Raw genomic sequence first — 21,064 nt, forward strand, 5'->3', positions numbered from 1 at the left:
GCCCATTCCTGATCGCTGAGGAACTGGGTTTTATTTTTGTTTCAACAACCAACGTACATAATGTCATATCGTCAACCGTGTGCCATCCGCTATACTCTTCAAGTTATCCAAACGTGGATTGAATGAAGGAATCAGGAGGTACAACGAATTGATAGCCAAAAACAGATATAAATCACTCGAACTGGAAACACCCGGCGTATATGAGCTGGAAGGGCTTGAAGTGGGAGTGACATCGAACTGCAATTATAAATGTGACTATTGCTGCGCCTACAATCGGGATGATGGAGCATGCATTGATAGTCAGGAAGTCATCCGCATTATTAGTGAGCTTCCTCGTCTTAAGCGCGTGCGGTTGTCCGGGGGAGAAGTTACCCTGAAATACCAGGATTGCTTGGAGATCGTGACGTACTGCGCGGCACATGGAATCGATACACAATTGAACAGTAATGCCAGTCTGCTGACAGAAGAACGGATTCTTGCTTTGCGTGATGCGGGCTTGTCCAACATCCATATCTCGTTCAACTATACGGATGCAGAGGCCTATGCTGCGTACTACCGTGTGCATCCTCGCATGTATGAGAGATTGGAACAGAATATCCGTTTGTGCACGGAAGCCGGTCTGGAGACGGTACTGGAAACGTTACTGTTTGAAGGTAATCAAGCGAATATGCAGGCCATTAGCGATAAGGTATATGATCTGGGTGTGCGCATCCATGAGATCCAGAACAGCATTAAGATGCCGCATACGGACTGGAGCCAGATTGTATCCAAAGAGTCTCTTGTACGATCTGTAACGGAATTAATTGAGCATAAAAAGCCAGATACAACGCTCTATTTCACCTGTATGGACCGGTTTGCTGAACAGTTGAATTTGCGGGAGCAACCGGGCGTGTATTTCTCTAATTGCGTGGATGGCACGAAACAACTTCACTTGCACGGCAACGGAGATATTCTCATATGTGAGTTATGCCAACCTGTCGTGATTGGCAACATTTATAACGGAACGTCGTTGAAGGATATTTATGCCCAGCAGCCACCGGCGTTGACAGAATTTTTGGAAAAGCGGCCATGTCCCGCGTATGATGCTCTTTTTGCAAACGCATAACAGGAAGCTCTGACGAAGATGTTTTGATATGTAAGCTGAACGAAACATATAAACGATAACAGCGACATTTAAGGTTATATAGATTAAAAAAGTCAAGGTGATCTGATTTCCTCAGTAGGAAAAAGGATCACCTTATTTATTGAACTATTCATTCACACAATAACAGCGATTGGAAGGTTGTTCTGTCATCGTAGTGTCAGTGTAATAATCTTTAGTCCAATTCATTCGGTTTCAGATTCATTTAAGCTACCCGGCCTAATATGGCCTTAAGAACTTAGATGAAGAGGTGAGCTTCACATGATAAAGATCTATGGGAACCCAAACCGGAAAGACCCACATAAAAGACTGTTCTCCCCAAGAAAGCGCAGATGGCTCATCATCACACTTGTCATCGTGCTTGCGGTAGGTGGAATCCTGTACAGCCTGGCTGACCGTTACCTGATCCGGCATGTACAGGTGGTTGTAGCGGATGAGAACACGGCAACGGCAGCATCTGGCAACGCCAATGATTCCATCAGTACATCGACCACCGCTACTGAAGTGAATGCAATGTCAGATGATTGGAATTATTCGAGTGATGATATGGAGGTCCATATTGATAAGGTACAGTCAGGATCTGGCTCGGATCAGATTACGTATTATGTCGCTGATGTTCAGCTAACGGATGCAAGCAGCCTGAGAACAGCACTGGCGGATAACAGTTTTGGAACGAACATTACCGAGAATACGTCAGAGATTGCCGCAGCCAACAATGCGATCTTTGCCATCAACGGTGATTATTACGGTTTCCGCGATGATGGTGTCATTATTCGAAATGGAACACTGTATCGGGACAGCCCCACGCGGGATGCACTTGCCCTGTTCAACGACGGAACGATGAAAACATATAACGAGAACGAGATTTCTTCCTCGGAATTACTGGCCGAAGGTGCCACCAATACGTTATCCTTTGGGCCCATTCTGATTCAGGATGGAGAGATTGTCAGTGATTTTAGCAGTGTGAAAATTGACAACAACTTCGGTAACCGCTCCATCCAGGATGCGAATCCAAGAACTGCAATCGGCATGATTGCTCCGAATCATTACGTTTTCGTGGTGGTGGACGGGCGGCAGGACGACAGTCGTGGCATGACCTTGGCAGAACTGGCCGATGTCATGAAAGGCCTTGGAGCAACCGAAGCCTACAATCTGGACGGCGGCGGTTCATCCACGATGTATTTTATGGGCAGAATCGTCAATAATCCACTGGGGCGCAACCAGGAACGTGGCGTAAGTGACATTCTATATCTGACGGAGGGACAAGGATCATGACGATATTAATTCCATCCTATGAACCCGATGTGCGTTTGCTGAATCTCGTTCTGCAGTTACAGACATTTAAGCTTGGACCCATTGTGATTGTGGATGATGGCAGTGGCCCGGGTTACCGTGGGATTTTCGAGACGGCAGAAGCTTATGGCTGTACGGTCCTGACACATCCCGTCAATCTGGGGAAGGGCAGGGCGTTGAAGACAGGCTTTCAGCATATTAAGGAGTACGGACCTCAAGGCGGTGTAGTGTGCGCAGATAGTGACGGACAGCATCTGCCACATGATATTAAGCGTATCTTCGAAGGGCTGCTCACACAAACGAGACCCGGAATTGTACTCGGCAGCCGTCGCTTCAGCGGGAAAATCCCAGCACGCAGCCGTTTTGGCAACACAGTCACTCGGGCAGTTTTTTTGCTCACGACAGGTACCAAAGTATATGACACGCAGACGGGTCTACGCGGTTTTCCTTACTCCATGCTGGATTGGCTGAACCAGATTCCCGGGGATCGGTTTGAATACGAGATGAACATGTTGCTAACGGCACACAAGGAAGGGTATGAGATTACGGAGGAGTTTATTGATACGGTGTATCTGGATCACAATGAGTCCTCTCATTTCCGCCCGCTGGTCGATTCGTTCCGGATCTATAGGCCAATCCTGATGTTCAGCACATCTTCGTTGCTGTCTGCTCTAATTGATTTTGGACTACTATTCGTCATTCAGTATTTCACTCACAATCTGTTTCTGTCGGTCCTTGCAGCAAGACTGTGCAGCTCCACCTTCAACTACACGATGAATCGGAAGTACGTGTTCTCCGCAGGGCGAATCTCGAAGGTTCGGCACTCTTTGCCCAAATACTTCTCACTTGTCCTACTGGTGCTGTTATTAAACTACGGTTTATTTTATTTTTATAATGAAAAATTAATTATCCCACTGCTCGCAGCCAAGCTGTTGACCGAGGTGTCCATCTTCCTGTTCAGCTATTGGGCGCAGCGCAGATTTGTCTATTAACACAGAGAGAGTGGGCATACAGTTTGCTCTCTTTTTTTCAATCAAAACCGTTTCAAAAGAATATCCTGCGCTTCTTGGTTAACAAAAAAGGTCGAGAACAGGGGGAAGCATACCCTTGTTCTCGGCCTTTTAAACTCACAGGAGGACGAGCGTTACATCAGCTTCTTAATCTCATCCTTCAGGATTTCGGACTGAGTGCCGAAGATGACCTGCACAGCTCCACCACCGAGCCTCATGACGCCGGAAGCGCCGAGCTGTTTGAGCGCCTGATCGTTGACGGCTTTGTCGTCCCTGACAACTAGCCGGAGGCGAGTGATGCAGGCGTCAATGCTCTCGATATTATCTGTTCCCCCGATCTCGGCGAGCACTTTGCCAGCCTTGGTGTCGGCAGACGCCGCTGCCACGGCGGAAGCATTAGTGGGGGCATCGGCATCATAAGCGTCATCCTCGCGCCCCGGCGTTTTCAGGTTGAACTTGATAATCATGAACCGGAACAGGAAATAATAGACGACCGCAAATGCGAGTCCGACCGGGATCATGAGCAGCGGATTGGTCGACAGCTTCATGTTCACGAGGTAATCGATTAGACCTGCAGAGAAGGCGAAGCCCAGCTTAACATTCAGCAGGTACATGATTAGGGCCGCCGCACCGGTAAGAATAGCGTGAACCACATACAGTAGAGGCGCCGCGAACATAAAGGAGAACTCGAGCGGCTCGGTAATACCCGTTAAGAACGAAGCCACCGCTGCGCCGATAAAGATCGAAGCGACCATTTTGCGCTTTTCAGGCCGGGCTGTATGAATCAGGGCTAGCGCCGCCGCCGGAAGAGCGAACATCATAATCGGGAAGAAGCCAGACATGAACATGCCTGCCGTAGGGTCTCCGTTGAAGAAGCGGGTCAGGTCGCCGTGCACGACTTCCCCGGCTGCATTGGTATAATCTCCGATCTGGAACCAGGCGATGGAGTTGAGGACATGATGCAGACCGAGCGGGATGAGTAGGCGGTTGGCGATCATAAACACCATGGAGCCAACGCCGCCAAAACCTACAATCCAGGCGCCGAAAGCGCCGATGGCATCCTGAATCGGGCTCCAGACCATGCCGAACAGGATGGCTAACACCAGCATGGAGCCGGCGGTGACCATCGGTACAAAGCGTTTGCCGGAGAAGAAGCCGAACCAGTCAGGAAGCTTGATATTATGATATTTTTTATACATATAGGCTGCAAGCAGTCCGGCAAATATCCCGCCCAATACGCCCATATCCAGCTTGACATCGTCAGGAATATAGCCGAATACACCTGGAACGGCTCCCAGAATCCGCGTCAGTACCATATAAGCGATCAGGGCGGAAAGCGCGGCGACCGCATCCCCCGCCAGTCCGATTGCAACCCCAATGGCGAAGATGAGCGCAAGGTTGCCGAAGATCGCCCCCGCTCCCTCATTCAGGAATGGAACTACATACTGATTAAGAAATCCCCCGATCACGGGACCGAGTGGAATGTCCTTTTCGTAATTAAGAAGACCGAGGCCTTGAAGAATACCTGCCGCAGGCAGGGTTGCTACAGGAAGCATCAGGGATTTTCCCAGCTTTTGCAGTGATTTCAGCATATTGTTCTTCCTTTCTTTTTTTGATTTAGGTTATTTGGACAAGCTGACTTTCATGATCGTTCCCATGCCTGCTTCTACGCTGCCATACTCCGGGTGTGACTCCCACGGCTGTTCAGCCGCATTCGCAACGATGACAGGGGTGATGACCGGATAACCGGCGGAAGCAATCGCATTCAGGTCAAATTCAATCAGAGTCTGACCGATAGTGACTTGATCCCCGGCCTGCACTTGGGGGGTGAAGCCCTGTCCTTTCAGGCTGACAGTATTCATACCGATATGCAGCAGCAGCTGCAGCCCGGAAGCATGCTCAATCATTACGGCATGGTGCGATTTGATCAGGTGCACCACAGTGCCGTCGATAGGGGCGACCAGCCTGCCTTCTTGGGGAATCATTGCGACTCCCGGTCCCATAAGTCCTTGCGCGAACGCTTCGTCAGGCACTTCTTCCAAACTGACGCAGGTTCCGGTGAGCGGGGATGCGACGGATATTGTTTCAGATGTTTTGGCAGATTTGTTGTTTTTCCATTTCCAGATCATTGTGTGTTGTCCTTTCTGTTGTTGGTTTTGGCATGGGTTTGAAAAAGCCGGTATAAATGCATTGCGAGAAAAGCCGTTTCTTCCTCAGGCACTTCTGTACCCAAATCCTCGGCCATTACAGCGCTCAGTTTTCTGGCCAGCTGGTATTCGGACGTATATTCATTTTTCACATATTGTGCGAAGGTGGGAGCCGTCATCGGCTGCTGATACAGGCGTTCCATGGAGAAGCGCAGGTGTATCATGAGTCTTGCCTGGCTAAGGCTGCTCTGATCAAAGCGAACACCACCCTCCTCTTCAATAATCGACTGAAGTTTGCTGATCACATTGGATACCTTAACCAACTGTCCGACAGGGACGTGATTTACGGAGGAGTACACATGGTATGTCAGGAACCCGGCCTCATCCTCCGGTACCTCTACGCCAAAGGCCTCTCCGATCATGGCCGCCGCTTCCAAGGCGATTTCGAATTCTTTCGGAAAACTGAGCTTTGTCTCCGTAAGAAAAGGATTCAGAATCTCCATCCCATTGCGGATACGATATAAGGTGAACTGAATATGACTCGGAAGAGCAAGGTAGATCTTGTCATTCAGCTTGCCGGGAAACTGATCAGCGATGAGACGGATAATTCGGTCAGAGATGTCGATGACATTGGGGTCCAAGTCCCTCATCAGCTCCTGCGCCTGCCCCCACTCCTCCCGGTCTTCCAGCCGGAACCTTTTTTCAATCCGCGGATCATCGGCCTGAACGGTGCTTTCCACCTTGAACGCAAATCCCAACCCTTTGCCGATCAGTACGTACTCCTTGGTATTCTGGTGCGACCGGGCCAGAACAATATTACTGCCAACGACCCGCTCCACCTGCAAAATCATTCCTTTACTCACGGTTCACCGCCTCCTCATTTCTAAAGTTAACGCTTTCATGCCTCCGGAACGCAAAAAGAGCCAAGAAGCGAGTATAGTCTCATGTTCGCTTCTTGGCTCATGCCCTCTGGGGTGGTAACACGCCAATTCATTTTATGTTTTCATCAGAACGTTCTTCCTACATAATATAAAGCTGATCTGCCACCGTCAACCATAATTTTGTCATCCAACTGTTCGTCGTTTAATATAGGGAATGTGTAAACGAAAAGGTACCTGCCGTAGTTGGAGCCAAATCTAACATGAATAGGAGTATGCCTATGTATCTTCGAAGTGTGGAACTCCTGTCGGCCAAGATCGAGAATAGGGACCAATATCCTTTTGACATCCCCGCGATCCGGTCCTTGGAACGATTGGAGATCACAAATAACGTTACTTTTTTTGTAGGTGAAAATGGTTCAGGGAAATCTACGCTGCTGGAAGGCATCGCACATCAATGTGGCTTCAATACCGCAGGGGGTGGCAGGAATAATACCTATGAGACACATGCTTCGGAATCCTCGCTCGGGAATTATCTCAGGCTGGCCTGGTTGCCCAAAATAACGAATGGTTTCTTCATGCGCTCTGAATCGTTCTATCAATTCGCATCACATGTCGACGAGATGCCGGAATCGCTTCCGTATTATGGCGGGCGTTCATTACATGAACAATCACATGGGGAGTCTTTTCTCAGTCTGTTCGTCAACCGCTTTAGTTCCAAAGGCATCTATCTGCTCGACGAGCCCGAAGCCGCATTGTCCCCAGCTAGGCAGCTCTCTTTATTGCGGATTCTTCATGATCTGTCAGGCACTTCGCAGTTCATTATTGCGACGCACTCACCTATTCTGCTCGGGTATCCGGGGGCGGAGATTTTAAGTTTTGACGATAACCATATTCAAGAGGTAGTCTATGAGGATACCGATCACTACCAGATTACCCGCAGTTTTCTGGAGAACCGCGACCGGATGCTGAATGAATTATTTAAAGACTAAGTTGAGATGTGATACAAGTTTAATACTACATTTTATGAGGAGAGATTGGATGAAAGTAGGATTCATAATCATTGATATGCAAGAGAGTATTGTGCGGAAAAAGATGGATCAGAGCTCGATAGACCATGCTTGCGAGTACATTAACCATGTAGCTAACGTGCTGCGCTCGAATGATCATGTGGTCATTCACGTGCAGGATGTGGAGGGCATGGAGGAGACACCACCGGAAGAATATCGTATTATTCCCGAGGTAGATGTGAATGAGAAGGATATCACAGTTACCAAAGAAGCTTCCAACGCTTTCTGGCAGACTAATCTGGAGCAGGTGTTGAAGAGTCACGGAATTGAATTGGTGATTATTGCCGGGTTTGCCGCAGAGGAATGTGTTCTATTCACCTACAACGGTGCGATGGAGCGAGGTTTCCGTCCGGTGATGTTGCAAAATGGAATTCTAAGCACCCATCACGAAGCGGTGATTTCAACGTACAGAGATCGCAATGTGATCTCATATCCTGTGGTTGATTATCTAATCCATTAAGTGTCGGTTATATCCAAAATGGAGGTGATGGTGATGAACGTGCTTCACATTGCTTTTGTATTTGTGATCTCATTGGCAGGCGTTGCCTTCGGCGTTCAGGGATTGAAGAAAAAATCGCCAGTCATGATGTATATCAGTGTAATATTTATTTTCGTTCCTATACTCCTCTTCCTGGATTGGATGGCGTTTCTACCTTTTATCGCTCCGGCTGCACTTGCTAGTGGATACTTGGTGAAAAATAAAGACAAGAGCACCAACCGGACCCTGTAAAGGGTCTATTTTTATGCATAAATGTTCATGTCCACTGTGAAAGTTAAGTTTACTCTATGGATTAAACCAAACTTTGCCTATATCTGTTGTGGTTGAAAGGATATATTGAGAACAGGGCACAGCAAACGTGCTGTGAACATCGGAAAGGTTATGTATTGATCACTAACTAACTCATTAACTAAGGGAGATGTGCAATGAAGATGAACGTACAAATTAAGAGTATTTTGGCAGAACAAAAGGAATTGTTTCTCAACCTGTACAACTTGTACTTATATGATCTGTCTGAATTTTCTGGCGAGGATCTACTTAAAGAGGGGAAATATGATCCAACGAACACCTATCTCTATCTGGAACGCGATGAATTACATCCGTTTTTGATTCAGTATGAAGGAAAGATTATTGGATTCGTCCTGGTGTGTTCACCTCCATATGTGCCAGAAGATGTGGATTATACCGTGCAGGAGCTGTTCCTGGTCAAAAAGTATCGTGGACAGGGACTGGCAGCACAAGCGGTCGACTTGGTTTTTGCTCAGTTTCAGGGTAGATTCAAAGTGGAACAGCTTGCTAACAATGCGGCAGCAGTTTCGTTCTGGAAAAAGTATTATGAGCAACATCAGATTGAATATACCGAGTCTGAATATAACATTGAGATTGACAACATCGCTGGCAGCCACCGGATTTTGTCTCAGACTTTTGTGCGTGGAAAAGCGTCAGGCATCTCCATTTAGGTTTCTCGGCAAAGATGAAGTGATTTCACTTTTCGATCATACGGATATATCAGGGGACGAAGATGAGGTGCACTTCAATATCTACAAGGTGGATTCAGATTATAGACCAAAGAAACCTGGAACAGATTATATGGGAATACTGAGACATGATCATGTGACCAATGAATGGATAGAGATGTATCGTGAGGAAGGGGCAGAGTTCCTGTATAAACGAAAGGTTTTTTGAGTGTAATTGATTTTTTTTAGGTCCGATTTGCTTCTCCTGCGTTGGGAGGTGGATAGGATCTTTTTCAATTTTCATTTACCAATACATGGGTTATGATTGACGAAAGAGGAGCCCTAAGGTTGAATTAATCTACGAATTACATAAGCTTGCGAACATGGCAAAGTACGCTGAGGCAAATGGTAAATGCATTGTGCATTTTGGGATATGAATCGATAGAAAAGGTTCCTGATAAAAATCGTAAGCTGTTGAGAAGCAATCTAATAGAAAGGAGCAAGAGTAATGACTAGTCGTATTGTTGTTACGGGTGGAGCTATTATTCGCGATCATATGGGGAGGATTCTGCTGCAAAAGAGATCAGATTATGGGGACTGGGGATTACCAGGTGGGGGTATGGAGCCAGGTGAACGAATCGAAGAAACCATGATTAGAGAAGTGAAAGAGGAAACAGGGCTTGACGTGAGTTCTTATAAATTGGCCTCCATCTACACGGGCGAGAGGATGCACTATACGTATCCGGATGGAAATGAAGTAGTATTTGTAATGTTTTTATTTGACGTTATTGCGGAGTTGGAAGGAAAACTCTGTGATGACCAGGTAACTCTTTTATTTGAAGATGAACAAAAGGAGTCATTACAGCTTATCTTTAAAAGTGTGGATGAGATTGATATTGCCACAATTAACAATGTGCAGAAGCCTATATTTGTAGACTTGAAGCAAGGGGAGTCTAAATTGCTACGCGAGTGATCGCGTTAATAGAATAGTTTAGATACAGTAGGGAGTTTTTATATTGCCTTGGCCTATGGTTCATTTTGCAATTGCATCCGAATTGATATCAGATCCATCCCCTGAATTATTATTGGGAAGCCTCGCTCCAGATTCCATCCATGTAAGAACTAATCTTCGTACCGAAAAGGCGAAAACCCACCTCATGCCTGAGGCAGGAAGGTTCGCAACAGACGAAGAACTTAAAGGATTTTTTGAGTCCAACAAGAAGATAGCTTATAGTGATCCCAAATTCCTGCAATATCTGTGTGGTTACATCGCCCATATCTATACGGATCGCGTGTGGACATTCGATATATATCCTGCATATGAAGTTCACCCCAATGGAAGAAACGTGTATACACAGGATGTCACGAAGTTAGAGTTTATGATTCTACAGAATTGGAACGGGGCCCATGAATGGTTAAGTGAGCTGAACGTGGGGAAAGCATTTGGTTTAGGTGGATTGCTGGAGTCTGAGGTGTACCAGTATAGAGGAAAGAAACTTGAGTTTTTAACTAACCCTGACAACGAACCTTTGGGTGATTTAAATATTTTATCCATGGAAGTTATGGACAAGTTCATACATACAACAGGATTAGCGCTAAAACAATTGTATACAAAATGGAATGTGTATAATGATTTACGCACCAGTGTGTAAGTAAGGGAGGGATTTACCTGAAGGTATACAGGAAACAACTCCGCAAAATTGTAGTGAATGATACACTGTTCCTGTACGTTGTGGATGAGCAAGCATACGATATCGTCATTCGGGTTTATTCGAATGCGCTTAAATCCACATTTGTAGAGTTCGATGTTGCTTGGGAAGATACATGGGATATATTTGTCTATGAACCCAGACTGATATCCAACCTTATTCAATATGCTATAAAACAAGGGTGGGACTACCAACAGAAGAACAACAAAATGAGATTCAACAACGCGAACAGCATTGTAAGAATTTTAATGGCAGAGAAACAAACATGATCATAAGGAACGTGGACACAAATTGAAAACACGTCTCCTGCTCCTTAATTCACCTATTTTAAATTAGAAGATATGTAATGAAAGGCATGGCCACCAGTTAATCTTGCATCATAGAATCGCATAAAGGAGGAAGGACATGGACATCGTTATGACGCTTGAACCGCACGGATGGCTGGATATCCTGGTTCAACCTGATCAGGGAGAACAGATTGAGATTCCGGTTTCTTTTTTGTCGGATGCGGTGGATGAGATAGCACGTCAAATCGTTGCATTGCACAAAGGAGCCACGGAGGTAACCATGACCATGCAGACAGAACCTGGAGAATATCGCTTCTGGATCAAGAAACGTTCGCAGGTAATCGTTCAATTCATGGTGTATGAGATGAGTGATAACTTTAGCACGGAAGCCGTTACAGAGGGGCGATTGCTCATGTCTGAGGAGTTATCCTTGGTCAAGTTGACTAAGCTATTTTACAGAGAACTGAGCAAAATGAAGGAATTGGGACTGGAGGAATATCACAAGCGGTGGAGTTTTGATTTCCCTCTGAATGCCTATGAGCGGATAGGAAGGATCGTTTAGATCCGATGAAATCGAATGTTTTTGACGAGAAGGAGGGGTGACGTGCCGAACATACATAAAGGAAGATATTCAGCTCAGATTGAGGGAGAATTTGTTGTTTTTATTATCGGAATGAGGATCAATCGTTTGTGGGCTATACACAAATGGCTGCCTGTCTTTAAGTCCATGGGCCCGATGATTAAAGAGTTGTATATGAATCCGGAGACCGGATTTCTGAGTACAGAGTATTTTATAAGCTGGCGCGGGGTGACGTTACTCCAATACTGGCGCTCTTACGATGAATTGGAGAAATACGCACGGGGCGGATTACACTTGGAAGCTTGGAAAAAATTCAACCGCTCCATTGGTACTGACGGAACAGTAGGAATTTATCATGAAACATACAAGGCTCAGTCGGGTTCCTTCGAGACCATATATGTCAATATGCCCGAATTCGGATTAGCTAAAGCGTCTGACCATGTGCCTTCGACAGGCAAGATGGAGACATCCAGACGCAGAATGGGCGGAGAGAATGACCCGGCGGTGGATACACCAGAGAATCCTTAAATTAGTGAATAGAGAGGAGCATGTTATGAAGGCTAGACTTCGACCGGAAGATATATATTCCAAGCAATTAAGCTGGTTATGTATTGAACCGATGCTTGTTTCCGTACGGGGCAGAGATATGGCCGCCAAAACAGAGATATACCGACAGTTACATGAGGGGCAACAAGCTTTATTTTTGTTCTATTCTTATCACAATCACACGAAGAGTCTGACAGAATTTTATTGGTTTTCGGCATATAATATCATTGAGATCAAAAGTTGGAATGGAATAAAAAATGGGATGCGCTTTTTTCATTTAGATGAGATGGTGAATGTACTGGATCAGATCGAATGCCTGATTACGGACCACAATAGAGTGGATGAAACGTGGCGTGAGGTGTTGGCAACGGATCTGGAGAAGGACCCGATCTTGCTTCAGAGAACAGAGGCATTATATGCTACTTATCAGACTGTGGCAGAAAAAGCTATTACACACATGAACGAAATGATCCTGCAAAATCAGGAGATGTATCTGGAGATTGATTAACGTTAACCTAGCACCAGTATGCGAAAAGAATAACTCATGCCCTGAATGCTCTGGATGAGTACATAGAAGAACTGCTCCCATGGAGTGGTTCTTTTTCGTATCTATGCAGTGCCGATGCAACAAACTTGCAAAATCCTGCAACAAAACGCAATACAGTGGGATTGTCGTAGCTATGCTTGTAATATGAGTTGTGAGAGGAGGGCAACACGTGAAAATCATTTTTGAAGAGGATCCAGCAATAGAGCAAAAAGTAGCCAAGGTAACTACTCATCCGGTGGAGAAGTCGAAGTGGGACCGTATTCAGCAGGCGATCTGCGAATCAGAAACTCAATTAACGGTCATCCATGCCAAGAATAATCGCAATATGCAGATCCAATTGAGCTCGGTGGTTGCCTTTGAATCAGAGGATCGGATGTGCTGTGTCCGGGTGATCTCAGGTGAGAGATATTTGCTTAATAAACGTCTGAAATTTGTAGAAGAGGATCTGGATGACGTTCATTTTGTGAAAATTAATAATCAAACGATCATCAATACACGGTACATCACCGCATTCTCTGCAACAGACCATGCCCGAATTAAGGTAGACCTGAGCGATCGCTCCAGTTACTTTGTCAGCCGATTTTATATTAAAAACTTTAGGGGGAAATTATCATGATTACTCAACTTAGACATTCTTTTTTTCAAGTATTCACCATAATGACGCTATGGGTCACGCTCTTGGCAACCATATTCTTTGGTGAACTGCCCATTCAGATGTCCTATTTATGGAACATAGCGGGTATTGCTTTCATTGCTGCTATAGTGTTTGGAATGATGTATAACCTACTATGGAACCATTTTACGTTAAAACCGGTATGGAATATCGTCATCTCGTCCACATTCAATATTGCAGGAGGTATGGCGATGGTATGGTTATTCTCGGTAGACATGTTCCAGTTCATCGCTCCCTGGTTCCCCGGCATGTGGTTATTATCCATCGTGCTGCACATCATCGCTTTTTATTTTTATGCTAGAATGGATAGCAAGAAAAAAGCGGAAGAGTTAAACAACATTCTCAAGTAGGTAAGGGGAACAAATATGAACGAGGAAGAAATGTTGCAGTTGTACGGGGTGGAACCTGATGAGGTACACCGGGAGGCCATCCGGCAGCTGCTTCAGCAAGAGATTGAGAACCGAAAGTCAGAGAATAACGAGGTTCTGAGACTGTTGTGCATCATGTTATTCTGTATTGGAAATGTAGAGGACACCACGCTGATCTGGCAAGCCAAACAGAAGAATCAGGATACGAGCAGTTATATTGATGTGCAGTTATTATGTGGTGCAGGGTATGAAGAGACATTGTTTTACCTGGAAAAGATGGACGGGGAACAGGCGCACGAGGAGTTGCTGTACCTTAGACATTGCGAGCCGTATGATTTTGTTGATTTCTCCAAAGCGGAATGGGTCTCGAACTATAAACGATATTATGGTGTTTGAGGATAAACGAGCTAACGGACATATTGGAAGGAGGGGGAGTATGCCAAGTTTACATGACAACACCATATTGAGCTACGAAGTGGATTTAGAGAACGAAAGAATCAGGATGCGTACTCGTTCAAGTCACGCTGTGCCGAAAAATATGGATGTCTTATTCTCTGGTGTAATGGCCCATGCGTTTGATACACCGCTGCATGGCAGCATTATTTTGGATCTGGATGAGTGGGATCTAGAACATTTTATCCCATATAATCGCGAGTTATTGGAATCGGGGAAAGGTCAAGGCTGGCCTGTCAGTTATGATTCCGATGACGAATTGCACACCCGGCTGATCAAGGAGAAATATAAGTACATGGTGATCTCATCTTCGTATGGTTTGAGTGGTTGGGTTCTGGCGAAGAACGTAGAGATTTCTGTTCAAGAAATGGGTGATCAAGATGAAGCCTCAATACACGCAACATGGTAGCAAGAGGGGCGCAGGACTAAGAACAGGCATTGTTGTATTTGTTGTTCTGCTCGTTATTCTAGTCATGACCAATCCAAACGAAGAGGATTTTGTTGCCTGGCTCTCAAGTGAACATGGCATCCATGCTTCGTATGATGTGGATGAAGGCAGGACGTTTACGCAGAAGATCGACGGTGACGAAAAGAGGCTTCATTACAAAGGTGGACATATACGCCATATGGGAATCTTTTCAACGTATAGTTATCTTTTCTCGGATCATGAAGAAAAAGAAATCCAGATTGAAGCGGTCGGCATAATGAATATGCTATGGAATAGATAGGTAGATTGACTAAGGACAGTTAAAAAAGTTAGGAAAAAGTTCTGCTGATATCCACGCTCTATGCATGATGTAACTTGTGCAGAGAAGCGTGTTTTTGGCGTGAGATGCCTTATACGTTGAAATGGCTAATTTCGCTCGTTCGCAAATCCCACATTATGGGTTATGATGTACCTTGAGAGAAAATTTTACATAGATAGGAAGTCTTCTTATGTAGACGATTGCTGATTGGAGGACTGATTATGAGAAAGTTAACCGTACTTTCATTATTACTTCTACTTCTGGCGGCCTGTCAGAACAAGGGAAACACACAAGATGCACAGCAATCAATAGATTCCCCATCTCAAAGCGTCACTGAAAAAGAGACACAACAGAATGAAGAAATATCGACACTTCAAGAGAAAGAAGGCATCCCACCAGAGTATCTCGATGAAACAAACTATACAGGGGACCAATTGGAGATTGTCAAACTTATGAATGCACGTATGCGTTATTTATACGAAGAGGATGAAAAGCGATATATGAATCTTTTTGATCCGAAATCTCCTATATCAGGTATGGGAAGATACAAAGTTCTCAAGGTTACTTCCATGAGCGACATAACGATACAGGAGCAAAGGAAGCTCTATCAGGCAGTGGTGATGATTAACGAGTTAAATGAGAACGACGAAGAGTATAGCAATACGATGGTGTTTTGGAAAAAGAAAGAAGATGGCGATTCTGCGCAATGGATTATTGCAGATATTGATTAATAAAATAGCGGATAGATACATGGAAAATCCATGTCATTGCACAAAATAAAGGATGATGTAATAATGGCTAGACGCTTAGTACTGATTGAAGGATTACCGGGTTCAGGCAAGTCAACAATTGCCCAAATGGTATCCGAAATTTTGATAGAACAAGGCAAGGTGGTACAACTATTTCAAGAAGGGAACCTGGATCACCCTGCTGATTACGAAGGTGTTGCTTTTTATGATGCTGGAGACTTCGAGTCCTTATTGAAAACGCATGAAGAATACACAGAGATTCTGAAAAGCCATGCAATTGCTCATGATCAAGGATACCTGATTCCTTATCGTAAGATGAAAGAACAACGGGGCATAGAGTTCCCCAGTCACGTTGTACAGGATATTTTCAGCCGGGATATTTACGAAATTCCTTTTGCGCAAAATGTGAAGCTGATCACCGAGAAGTGGCAAGATTTCACCCAAAACGTGTTAAGCACGAATGATGACTGCATCACGATATTTGAGTGTTGTTTTATCCAGAATCCACTAACCATGGGTCTCGTAAAATGCAATCAATCCAAAGAGCAGAACGTGCAGTATGTATTGGAACTGGGGCGTATCATTCATGCTCTGAATCCGCTTCTCATCTATATCGATCAGAAAGATATATCCTATACCTTTGATAAGGCGGTTAGTGAAAGACCCAAAGAATGGTCAGAGGGATTCATTCATTATTATACGAACCAGGGTTTGGGGCAGGCACAGGGTTATCAGGGTGTTAAGGGTACGGTACAGGTTTTGCAGGAAAGAAAGAAGCTGGAGTCCGAAATCTATGGCTTACTTCAGATGGATAAGGTATGGCTGGATAATTCGGATTATGACCGCGAGGCTTGTAGGCACAAGTTAGAAAAGATTTTGCAGTAACCTTAATGAAATACGAATACATACCGGAGGTTAGTTTTATGACATTTTATGGAGTAGCCTTAATTGCAACAACCGCAATCTTAATTATTATAGGTGTTCGAAGCAAACGGAAAGTAATTCTTAGATGGGGCATAGCCAGTTTAATTTTATTGCTCGTACTCATCATTCCCTCATTCATCATGGGATTCATGGATGGATTTGCTGATGGATGGTCAGCGAGATGACCACTGCAGATAACAATAATGTATCGTATGACCAAAATAACAACAAATTCAACTTCCGTGTGGTAGGTATTGTGATGGATGCGGGAAGAGTTCTTTTGCATACGACTGAACAGGATGCTTTCTGGAATCTGCCCGGAGGTCGGGTGAAATTAAACGAGACAACAGAAGCGGCTATTGTGCGAGAGATGATGGAGGAACTGGGTGTTCAGGTAGAAGCGCAAAGGCTCGCATATGTTAGTGAAGATTTCTTTGAATATGATGGCCTGAAGTATCATGAAGTTGGCTTTTATTATCTCATCACATTGCCGGAAGCCCATAAGCTATATAGTGCAACTGAATTCAAAGGACTAGAAGATAACGGTAAGTTAATCTTCCGATGGTTTTCCTTGGACGAACTAGAGCAGATGGAAGTATATCCTGTGTTTTTGAAAAAGGAACTGAGTAACCTTCTTGATGCAAAAGGCATCAAACACTTCATTCAGAAATAGAGGAATAGGTGCCTATGGACATTACATTTATTCGTCATGGTCATGGTGAACACTTGATGGACTACCCTAACCAATTAAATTGCCTGCATCCTGGTCTCACTGAATTGGGAAAAAGTCAGGTTATAGCGTTACGTAAACAATTGGTTGTTGCGCCTGAAGACGTCATTTTGGTTAGTCCAACCAAACGTACGATTGAAACGGCACTCCTTTTAGCCCAAAGTACCAATCTTACGTTCAGCCCACTGGTTGGCCCAAGAATGTTTCCTCAGAATCCAGAGTCTGTTCCTTTCGTCTGTGATCAGATCTATTCCAATGAAGAGCTCAGCCATAAGTATCCTGGCATAAGAATGGTTGAGCTGGGGCTGGATTGTTGGGAAGAAAGTATTAATCAGATGGATGCATGTCGATTCAAGATATTAGCTGAACAGCTTCTTGAATGGTGCAGGCAACAGAGCGGGAATACGTTTATCATTTCACATGATGGTACGATATCGAACTACAGGATGTTACTCGGAGAAAAAGGGATAACCAAAAGTGATTTTCTTGGTGAAGCAGGGCAGTACACAATTCGTAACGTTTAACGATTAAAGGAGATCATGTCATGATACATTTTCCTAATGTAGAGACTGAACGTCTGTACCTCAGAGAATTAACCTTAGCAGACCGGCAGGATGTGTATGAACATTTCGCTGAACCGGATGTAACCCGGTTTATGGAGAAGGAATCTGCTGTATAAGCGACTATAACTGCACTTAGGGGGATTTTCAATGAAGTTATCGGATTATGAATATTTAACTTTGGCTATGGAAGAAGCAGAGCAATCACTGATTGAAGGAACGTATCCGATTGGTGCGATAATCGTTGATGTAGATGGGAATGTCGTGAGTAAAGGCAGGAACCGTGTCTACTCTGCGTGCGATCCCACCGCACATGCTGAAGTGGATGCCATTCGTCGGGCCGGACAACATTTGCTGGATGTAGAGAAGAAGAGATACACGAAGAATGATTTGACACTCTACACTACCTGTGAACCTTGTCCTATGTGTTCCTGTACCATACTAATGTCGGGTATTAAAAAGATTGTATGGGCAGCAGATGATGAAGAGTATGGAGGGCTTCGACGGTTCAAGGAAGGACCTCATTTTATCCAGATGTTTGATACGCTATCCTGTGTAGCGGCTCCCTATCTGGATTTGGAAAATAGACAAAGGGCGTTACTTGCCAAATGGAACATTGGTAGAGGAGTGCTTCATACAGAGTGGGAGATTCCAAAACAATGAAATCTGTAACGCTCTCTATCCTGTTATCCAGTGTCGTTTTGGGTATCTCGTTTATTATTGGCTGCATATTGTTAACGACTCAGGAGAGAAATAGTGAACTCACTCAGGCAGAAGAACAAGTAGTACCAAACGATAAAGTATTATTGACGATGCAAGAAACTGCCGAGTATCTGAGTATGACTGAAGAACAGGTGATGAGTATTATTAAGGCGGAACAAGGGAGCTTTACCGTATCAGGTTTCTTTGATGGGAGAATGTTTCCGTTCATTAAGGTTCAGGATCAATTTTTTGTTAGTAGAGTGGAGTTGGATTTGTGGGTTCAGGAAGCATCTGCAAGTCACAGAAGATATATTAATGGGCAGATGCAGTAGTCTATGGGAACGATGGCATACTCCAAAGGAGATGAAGCCACATGGAATTCGTGGGAGAGAAGGTAAGAATAACAACAGTCACAGAGCAGGACCTCAACTTCATAGGTCAACTTGAATGTGACACAAACATTTGGAGTTTTGAGGAAACTGTTGAGACGGATGAGGAAAAGGTTCGTGAGGATTATCGTAGCCATTTTGCTGTCGCAGATGAGAAACCGTATGCTTATGATTTCGTTATACGGCGCATGAATGATCCAGAGGATACACCCATTGGTATCGTTCAGATGTGGAGTTATGTGGATCACCGAAAAAGCTGGGAACTTGGATTCGCTGTACTTTCGGAATACGCAGGTAGAGGATACGGGAGTGAAGCTACCCGACTTTTGCTACAATTTGCGTTTCAAGAGTTACAAGCTCATAAGGTCGTTGGCATGTGCAATTCACAAAACGTTCCCTCAGCAGCACTGATGCAGCATGTGGGAATGACACGGGAGGCCGTCTTCCAAGAAGAACTATGGTGGAACAATCAGTGGACAGACCAGTATTTTTTCTCGATTTTGGATAGAGAGTTTAAGTCAGTCTAATAGGTACGGGAGGAAATAAGATGACGTCGTTGGTTCTGCTAAGTGATTTGGTGTTCGAATCTAACGATAAATTGGATCAGAGAATACGAAGCTTATTTAACAGTGAACAGCCTTCCATTGGATATATCCCTTCGTGCTCCGACCCGGAGCGGAAGTATTTTGAACACACTAGACGTTACTACAATCAATTAGGAATAGATAACATTCAATATTATGATCTTGATCTGAAGTATGAGGAGAGCACATTTGGCTCTATTTTCGAGTGTGATGCAATTCATCTATCCGGAGGAAATACGTTTTATTTTCTAAGTTTATTACAGAAGAGAAATGTGCTTGGTTTGCTACGTTCCTATGTGAAGAGTGGCGGCATGCTGATCGGGGTCAGCGCAGGAAGTATTTTGACGACACCTACGATAGAGATAGCGGGGTATGGGGAAGATGCTGATGAAAACGAAGTAGATCTGAAAGATATGAAAGCACTGGAACTCGTTAATTTTGAGTTTGCACCGCATTGGGACGGTTCGGAAGATAAACTAAATCCATTAAGAGAATATACTCATGTTCACCGTACAGCGATCTACGCGTGCCAAGATGGAGACGGGGTTGTAGTTGATGGTGAAAGCGTAGAGTTATATGGAAATGTGCGTCTCGTAGATGGCAAAGAAAGTGGGTCAAGTGATGAGTAATATTAAGGTCCATCATTATGATGCTTTCTCCACAGTTTCCGGCCAAGGTAACCCGGCAGGAGTGGTTTTTGATGGGGATCATTTCAGTGAGACGGAGATGCAACAGATCGCTTATCAGGTTGGTTTTAATGAGACAGTATTTGTGTTGAATTCTGAAGTAGCTGACGTCAGATTACGTTATTTTACACCGGGCCATGAGATTAATCTGTGTGGTCATGCCACAATGGCATCACTGTATGGTTTGAAGACGCGTGGTATGTTGGGTGACCAAGAGTTGATCACGATTGAAACCAATGTAGGAACATTACCTATACGATTTGAGCGCGCTGCCGACACCATTTACATGGAAATGAAACAGGATCAACCGCAGTTTATACCGTTCCAGGGTGATATCCAGAAGCTGGTGAGCGCCATAAACCTCACTCTGGATGAGGTTGACCTTTCTACGCCAATCGTTTATGGAAGTACAGGAACCTGGACGTTATTAATTCCAATTCGTGAACTAAGCTCTTTTATGAAAATGAAACCGGATTCTTCCCTGTTTCCAGGAATTTTAATTGAGAATCCCAAAGCTTCCCTACATCCCTTTGGTTTCGAAACCCGTGATTCCGATTCAATGATGCATGTCAGACATTTCTCTTCACCTTACTCAGGTACGACGGAAGATCCAGTGACTGGAACAGCCTCAGGGGTGATGGGGGCTTATTATTTAACCTATGTGAAACCGGGGATTGATGAGGTACAGTTTGTGGTAGAGCAAGGGCATGAGATTGGAAGAGATGGTAAGGTTCAAGTGAGTGTGATTCGGGATGGTGAGGATATGGATGTCAGAATAAAGGGGACAGCTGTATTTGTGCGTGAACTGAATGTTGAATTGGACACCTGATCCTATAC

General features: G+C 44.6%; 31 protein-coding genes. 28 read left to right on the forward strand and 3 right to left on the reverse strand.

All coding sequences use genetic code 11. The features are described 5' to 3' along the window. Positions 1–148 precede the first annotated feature (148 nt). The 3 genes from MHB85_RS08015 (at position 149) to MHB85_RS08025 (ending at position 3,426) form a co-directional block, all read left to right on the forward strand. Positions 149–1,105: a radical SAM protein gene (locus tag MHB85_RS08015; RefSeq protein ID WP_192134497.1), complete on the forward strand. Its 957-nt coding sequence runs from the start codon at positions 149–151 to the stop codon at positions 1,103–1,105. Between the two features lie 297 nt (positions 1,106–1,402). After that, on the forward strand, positions 1,403–2,416 hold the full coding sequence (locus MHB85_RS08020; RefSeq protein ID WP_192134499.1) for a phosphodiester glycosidase family protein: 1,014 nt from the start codon (positions 1,403–1,405) through the stop codon (positions 2,414–2,416). Next, on the forward strand, positions 2,413–3,426 hold the full coding sequence (locus MHB85_RS08025; RefSeq protein ID WP_192134501.1) for a bifunctional glycosyltransferase family 2/GtrA family protein: 1,014 nt from the start codon (positions 2,413–2,415) through the stop codon (positions 3,424–3,426). The genes MHB85_RS08020 and MHB85_RS08025 overlap by 4 nt, the downstream gene beginning before the upstream one ends. 152 nt (positions 3,427–3,578) lie before the next feature. Here the strand turns inward: MHB85_RS08025 and MHB85_RS08030 are convergent, their stop codons facing one another. The 3 genes from MHB85_RS08030 to MHB85_RS08040 are packed head-to-tail and all read right to left on the reverse strand — an operon-like array spanning position 3,579 to position 6,454. Further along, positions 3,579–5,036 carry a PTS transporter subunit EIIC gene (locus tag MHB85_RS08030; RefSeq protein WP_192134503.1) on the reverse strand — a complete coding sequence of 486 codons (1,458 nt, stop codon included), beginning with the start codon at positions 5,034–5,036 and terminating at the stop codon, positions 3,579–3,581. A 30-nt stretch (positions 5,037–5,066) separates the two neighbouring features. Then, a complete protein-coding gene (locus MHB85_RS08035) occupies positions 5,067–5,570 on the reverse strand; it encodes a PTS sugar transporter subunit IIA (protein WP_374954384.1) in 504 nt (167 codons plus the stop codon). Next, positions 5,570–6,454: a PRD domain-containing protein gene (locus MHB85_RS08040; RefSeq protein WP_223199892.1), complete on the reverse strand. Its 885-nt coding sequence runs from the start codon at positions 6,452–6,454 to the stop codon at positions 5,570–5,572. Before MHB85_RS08040 ends, MHB85_RS08035 begins: the two co-directional genes overlap by 1 nt. Positions 6,455–6,750: 296 nt before the next feature. Here MHB85_RS08040 and MHB85_RS08045 point away from each other — a divergent pair, with 296 nt between their 5' ends. The 25 genes from MHB85_RS08045 to MHB85_RS08165 all read left to right on the forward strand — a co-directional run bounded on the left by MHB85_RS08045 (position 6,751) and on the right by MHB85_RS08165 (position 21,056). After that, positions 6,751–7,461 (forward strand): AAA family ATPase, encoded by a 711-nt coding sequence (locus MHB85_RS08045; protein ID WP_105597843.1) that lies wholly within the window; start codon positions 6,751–6,753, stop codon positions 7,459–7,461. 49 nt (positions 7,462–7,510) lie between these two features. Continuing rightward, positions 7,511–7,999, forward strand: a complete 489-nt coding sequence (locus tag MHB85_RS08050) for a cysteine hydrolase family protein (RefSeq protein WP_105597844.1) — start codon at positions 7,511–7,513, stop codon at positions 7,997–7,999. Between the two features lie 33 nt (positions 8,000–8,032). Next, positions 8,033–8,269: a hypothetical protein gene (locus MHB85_RS08055; protein ID WP_105597845.1), complete on the forward strand. Its 237-nt coding sequence runs from the start codon at positions 8,033–8,035 to the stop codon at positions 8,267–8,269. Between the two features lie 194 nt (positions 8,270–8,463). Continuing rightward, positions 8,464–8,997 carry a GNAT family N-acetyltransferase gene (locus tag MHB85_RS08060; protein ID WP_341072753.1) on the forward strand — a complete coding sequence of 178 codons (534 nt, stop codon included), beginning with the start codon at positions 8,464–8,466 and terminating at the stop codon, positions 8,995–8,997. A 505-nt stretch (positions 8,998–9,502) separates the two neighbouring features. Further along, positions 9,503–9,967, forward strand: coding sequence for an NUDIX domain-containing protein (locus MHB85_RS08065; RefSeq protein ID WP_192134509.1), 465 nt, complete (start codon positions 9,503–9,505; stop codon positions 9,965–9,967). A gap of 55 nt (positions 9,968–10,022) precedes the next feature. After that, the gene (locus MHB85_RS08070) at positions 10,023–10,646 is read left to right on the forward strand and encodes a zinc dependent phospholipase C family protein (RefSeq protein ID WP_341072754.1); all 624 of its coding nucleotides are present in this window, start codon (positions 10,023–10,025) and stop codon (positions 10,644–10,646) included. Between the two features lie 53 nt (positions 10,647–10,699). Then, on the forward strand, positions 10,700–10,972 hold the full coding sequence (locus tag MHB85_RS08075; protein WP_192134513.1) for a hypothetical protein: 273 nt from the start codon (positions 10,700–10,702) through the stop codon (positions 10,970–10,972). A gap of 136 nt (positions 10,973–11,108) precedes the next feature. Further along, positions 11,109–11,552, forward strand: a complete 444-nt coding sequence (locus MHB85_RS08080; RefSeq protein WP_192134514.1) for a hypothetical protein — start codon at positions 11,109–11,111, stop codon at positions 11,550–11,552. A gap of 42 nt (positions 11,553–11,594) precedes the next feature. Then, the gene (locus MHB85_RS08085) at positions 11,595–12,098 is read left to right on the forward strand and encodes a DUF4188 domain-containing protein (RefSeq protein ID WP_445739030.1); all 504 of its coding nucleotides are present in this window, start codon (positions 11,595–11,597) and stop codon (positions 12,096–12,098) included. A 25-nt stretch (positions 12,099–12,123) separates the two neighbouring features. Continuing rightward, positions 12,124–12,624 carry a hypothetical protein gene (locus tag MHB85_RS08090; protein WP_341072755.1) on the forward strand — a complete coding sequence of 167 codons (501 nt, stop codon included), beginning with the start codon at positions 12,124–12,126 and terminating at the stop codon, positions 12,622–12,624. 208 nt (positions 12,625–12,832) lie between these two features. After that, positions 12,833–13,279 (forward strand): LytTR family DNA-binding domain-containing protein, encoded by a 447-nt coding sequence (locus MHB85_RS08095; RefSeq protein ID WP_105597853.1) that lies wholly within the window; start codon positions 12,833–12,835, stop codon positions 13,277–13,279. Then, on the forward strand, positions 13,276–13,686 hold the full coding sequence (locus MHB85_RS08100; RefSeq protein WP_091015019.1) for a hypothetical protein: 411 nt from the start codon (positions 13,276–13,278) through the stop codon (positions 13,684–13,686). Before MHB85_RS08095 ends, MHB85_RS08100 begins: the two co-directional genes overlap by 4 nt. Positions 13,687–13,701: 15 nt before the next feature. Then, the gene (locus tag MHB85_RS08105) at positions 13,702–14,100 is read left to right on the forward strand and encodes a hypothetical protein (protein ID WP_091015018.1); all 399 of its coding nucleotides are present in this window, start codon (positions 13,702–13,704) and stop codon (positions 14,098–14,100) included. A 40-nt stretch (positions 14,101–14,140) separates the two neighbouring features. Beyond that, positions 14,141–14,566 (forward strand): hypothetical protein, encoded by a 426-nt coding sequence (locus MHB85_RS08110; protein WP_192134517.1) that lies wholly within the window; start codon positions 14,141–14,143, stop codon positions 14,564–14,566. Then, positions 14,538–14,885 (forward strand): hypothetical protein, encoded by a 348-nt coding sequence (locus MHB85_RS08115; RefSeq protein WP_192134519.1) that lies wholly within the window; start codon positions 14,538–14,540, stop codon positions 14,883–14,885. Before MHB85_RS08110 ends, MHB85_RS08115 begins: the two co-directional genes overlap by 29 nt. Before the next feature lie 239 nt (positions 14,886–15,124). Further along, a complete protein-coding gene (locus tag MHB85_RS08120; RefSeq protein WP_192134521.1) occupies positions 15,125–15,634 on the forward strand; it encodes a hypothetical protein in 510 nt (169 codons plus the stop codon). A 63-nt stretch (positions 15,635–15,697) separates the two neighbouring features. Then, on the forward strand, positions 15,698–16,537 hold the full coding sequence (locus MHB85_RS08125) for an adenylyl-sulfate kinase (RefSeq protein ID WP_192134523.1): 840 nt from the start codon (positions 15,698–15,700) through the stop codon (positions 16,535–16,537). 220 nt (positions 16,538–16,757) lie between these two features. Further along, entirely contained in the window at positions 16,758–17,249 is a 492-nt protein-coding gene (locus tag MHB85_RS08130) for an NUDIX hydrolase (protein WP_192134525.1), read from the forward strand. Positions 17,250–17,263: 14 nt separating this feature from the next. Beyond that, entirely contained in the window at positions 17,264–17,830 is a 567-nt protein-coding gene (locus tag MHB85_RS08135) for a phosphoglycerate mutase family protein (protein WP_192134527.1), read from the forward strand. A gap of 20 nt (positions 17,831–17,850) precedes the next feature. Continuing rightward, complete coding sequence (locus MHB85_RS08140; RefSeq protein WP_218780897.1) at positions 17,851–17,985, forward strand: GNAT family N-acetyltransferase; 135 nt, start codon at positions 17,851–17,853, stop codon at positions 17,983–17,985. Between the two features lie 31 nt (positions 17,986–18,016). Then, positions 18,017–18,529 carry a nucleoside deaminase gene (locus tag MHB85_RS08145; RefSeq protein ID WP_091015005.1) on the forward strand — a complete coding sequence of 171 codons (513 nt, stop codon included), beginning with the start codon at positions 18,017–18,019 and terminating at the stop codon, positions 18,527–18,529. After that, on the forward strand, positions 18,526–18,900 hold the full coding sequence (locus MHB85_RS08150) for a hypothetical protein (RefSeq protein WP_192134529.1): 375 nt from the start codon (positions 18,526–18,528) through the stop codon (positions 18,898–18,900). The genes MHB85_RS08145 and MHB85_RS08150 overlap by 4 nt, the downstream gene beginning before the upstream one ends. A gap of 41 nt (positions 18,901–18,941) precedes the next feature. Then, positions 18,942–19,484 (forward strand): GNAT family N-acetyltransferase, encoded by a 543-nt coding sequence (locus tag MHB85_RS08155; protein ID WP_192134531.1) that lies wholly within the window; start codon positions 18,942–18,944, stop codon positions 19,482–19,484. Positions 19,485–19,504: 20 nt separating this feature from the next. After that, positions 19,505–20,170, forward strand: a complete 666-nt coding sequence (locus tag MHB85_RS08160; RefSeq protein WP_192134533.1) for a Type 1 glutamine amidotransferase-like domain-containing protein — start codon at positions 19,505–19,507, stop codon at positions 20,168–20,170. Further along, positions 20,163–21,056, forward strand: coding sequence for a PhzF family phenazine biosynthesis protein (locus MHB85_RS08165; RefSeq protein ID WP_341074211.1), 894 nt, complete (start codon positions 20,163–20,165; stop codon positions 21,054–21,056). Before MHB85_RS08160 ends, MHB85_RS08165 begins: the two co-directional genes overlap by 8 nt. The last annotated feature ends 8 nt before the right edge of the window (positions 21,057–21,064 follow it).

This window comes from Paenibacillus sp. FSL K6-4396, assembly GCF_038002525.1.
GTDB classification, from domain to species: Bacteria; Bacillota; Bacilli; order Paenibacillales; family Paenibacillaceae; genus Paenibacillus; species Paenibacillus amylolyticus_B.

Bases quoted from the DNA above. Each gene is read 5' to 3' on its own strand.
- MHB85_RS08025 (WP_192134501.1), top strand. From the start codon at position 2,413: ATGACGATATTAATTCCATCCTATGAACCCGATGTGCGTTTGCTGAAT.
- MHB85_RS08145 (WP_091015005.1), top strand. From the start codon at position 18,017: ATGAAGTTATCGGATTATGAATATTTAACTTTGGCTATGGAAGAAGCA.
- MHB85_RS08060 (WP_341072753.1), top strand. From the start codon at position 8,464: ATGAAGATGAACGTACAAATTAAGAGTATTTTGGCAGAACAAAAGGAA.
- MHB85_RS08140 (WP_218780897.1), top strand. From the start codon at position 17,851: ATGATACATTTTCCTAATGTAGAGACTGAACGTCTGTACCTCAGAGAA.
- MHB85_RS08115 (WP_192134519.1), top strand. From the start codon at position 14,538: ATGAAGCCTCAATACACGCAACATGGTAGCAAGAGGGGCGCAGGACTA.
- MHB85_RS08100 (WP_091015019.1), top strand. From the start codon at position 13,276: ATGATTACTCAACTTAGACATTCTTTTTTTCAAGTATTCACCATAATG.
- MHB85_RS08135 (WP_192134527.1), top strand. From the start codon at position 17,264: ATGGACATTACATTTATTCGTCATGGTCATGGTGAACACTTGATGGAC.
- MHB85_RS08110 (WP_192134517.1), top strand. From the start codon at position 14,141: ATGCCAAGTTTACATGACAACACCATATTGAGCTACGAAGTGGATTTA.
- MHB85_RS08120 (WP_192134521.1), top strand. From the start codon at position 15,125: ATGAGAAAGTTAACCGTACTTTCATTATTACTTCTACTTCTGGCGGCC.
- MHB85_RS08125 (WP_192134523.1), top strand. From the start codon at position 15,698: ATGGCTAGACGCTTAGTACTGATTGAAGGATTACCGGGTTCAGGCAAG.
- MHB85_RS08105 (WP_091015018.1), top strand. From the start codon at position 13,702: ATGAACGAGGAAGAAATGTTGCAGTTGTACGGGGTGGAACCTGATGAG.
- MHB85_RS08065 (WP_192134509.1), top strand. From the start codon at position 9,503: ATGACTAGTCGTATTGTTGTTACGGGTGGAGCTATTATTCGCGATCAT.
- MHB85_RS08020 (WP_192134499.1), top strand. From the start codon at position 1,403: ATGATAAAGATCTATGGGAACCCAAACCGGAAAGACCCACATAAAAGA.
- MHB85_RS08150 (WP_192134529.1), top strand. From the start codon at position 18,526: ATGAAATCTGTAACGCTCTCTATCCTGTTATCCAGTGTCGTTTTGGGT.
- MHB85_RS08080 (WP_192134514.1), top strand. From the start codon at position 11,109: ATGGACATCGTTATGACGCTTGAACCGCACGGATGGCTGGATATCCTG.
- MHB85_RS08050 (WP_105597844.1), top strand. From the start codon at position 7,511: ATGAAAGTAGGATTCATAATCATTGATATGCAAGAGAGTATTGTGCGG.
- MHB85_RS08130 (WP_192134525.1), top strand. From the start codon at position 16,758: ATGACCACTGCAGATAACAATAATGTATCGTATGACCAAAATAACAAC.
- MHB85_RS08155 (WP_192134531.1), top strand. From the start codon at position 18,942: ATGGAATTCGTGGGAGAGAAGGTAAGAATAACAACAGTCACAGAGCAG.
- MHB85_RS08030 (WP_192134503.1), bottom strand. From the start codon at position 5,036: ATGCTGAAATCACTGCAAAAGCTGGGAAAATCCCTGATGCTTCCTGTA.
- MHB85_RS08055 (WP_105597845.1), top strand. From the start codon at position 8,033: ATGAACGTGCTTCACATTGCTTTTGTATTTGTGATCTCATTGGCAGGC.
- MHB85_RS08160 (WP_192134533.1), top strand. From the start codon at position 19,505: ATGACGTCGTTGGTTCTGCTAAGTGATTTGGTGTTCGAATCTAACGAT.
- MHB85_RS08165 (WP_341074211.1), top strand. From the start codon at position 20,163: ATGAGTAATATTAAGGTCCATCATTATGATGCTTTCTCCACAGTTTCC.
- MHB85_RS08090 (WP_341072755.1), top strand. From the start codon at position 12,124: ATGAAGGCTAGACTTCGACCGGAAGATATATATTCCAAGCAATTAAGC.
- MHB85_RS08070 (WP_341072754.1), top strand. From the start codon at position 10,023: ATGGTTCATTTTGCAATTGCATCCGAATTGATATCAGATCCATCCCCT.
- MHB85_RS08045 (WP_105597843.1), top strand. From the start codon at position 6,751: ATGTATCTTCGAAGTGTGGAACTCCTGTCGGCCAAGATCGAGAATAGG.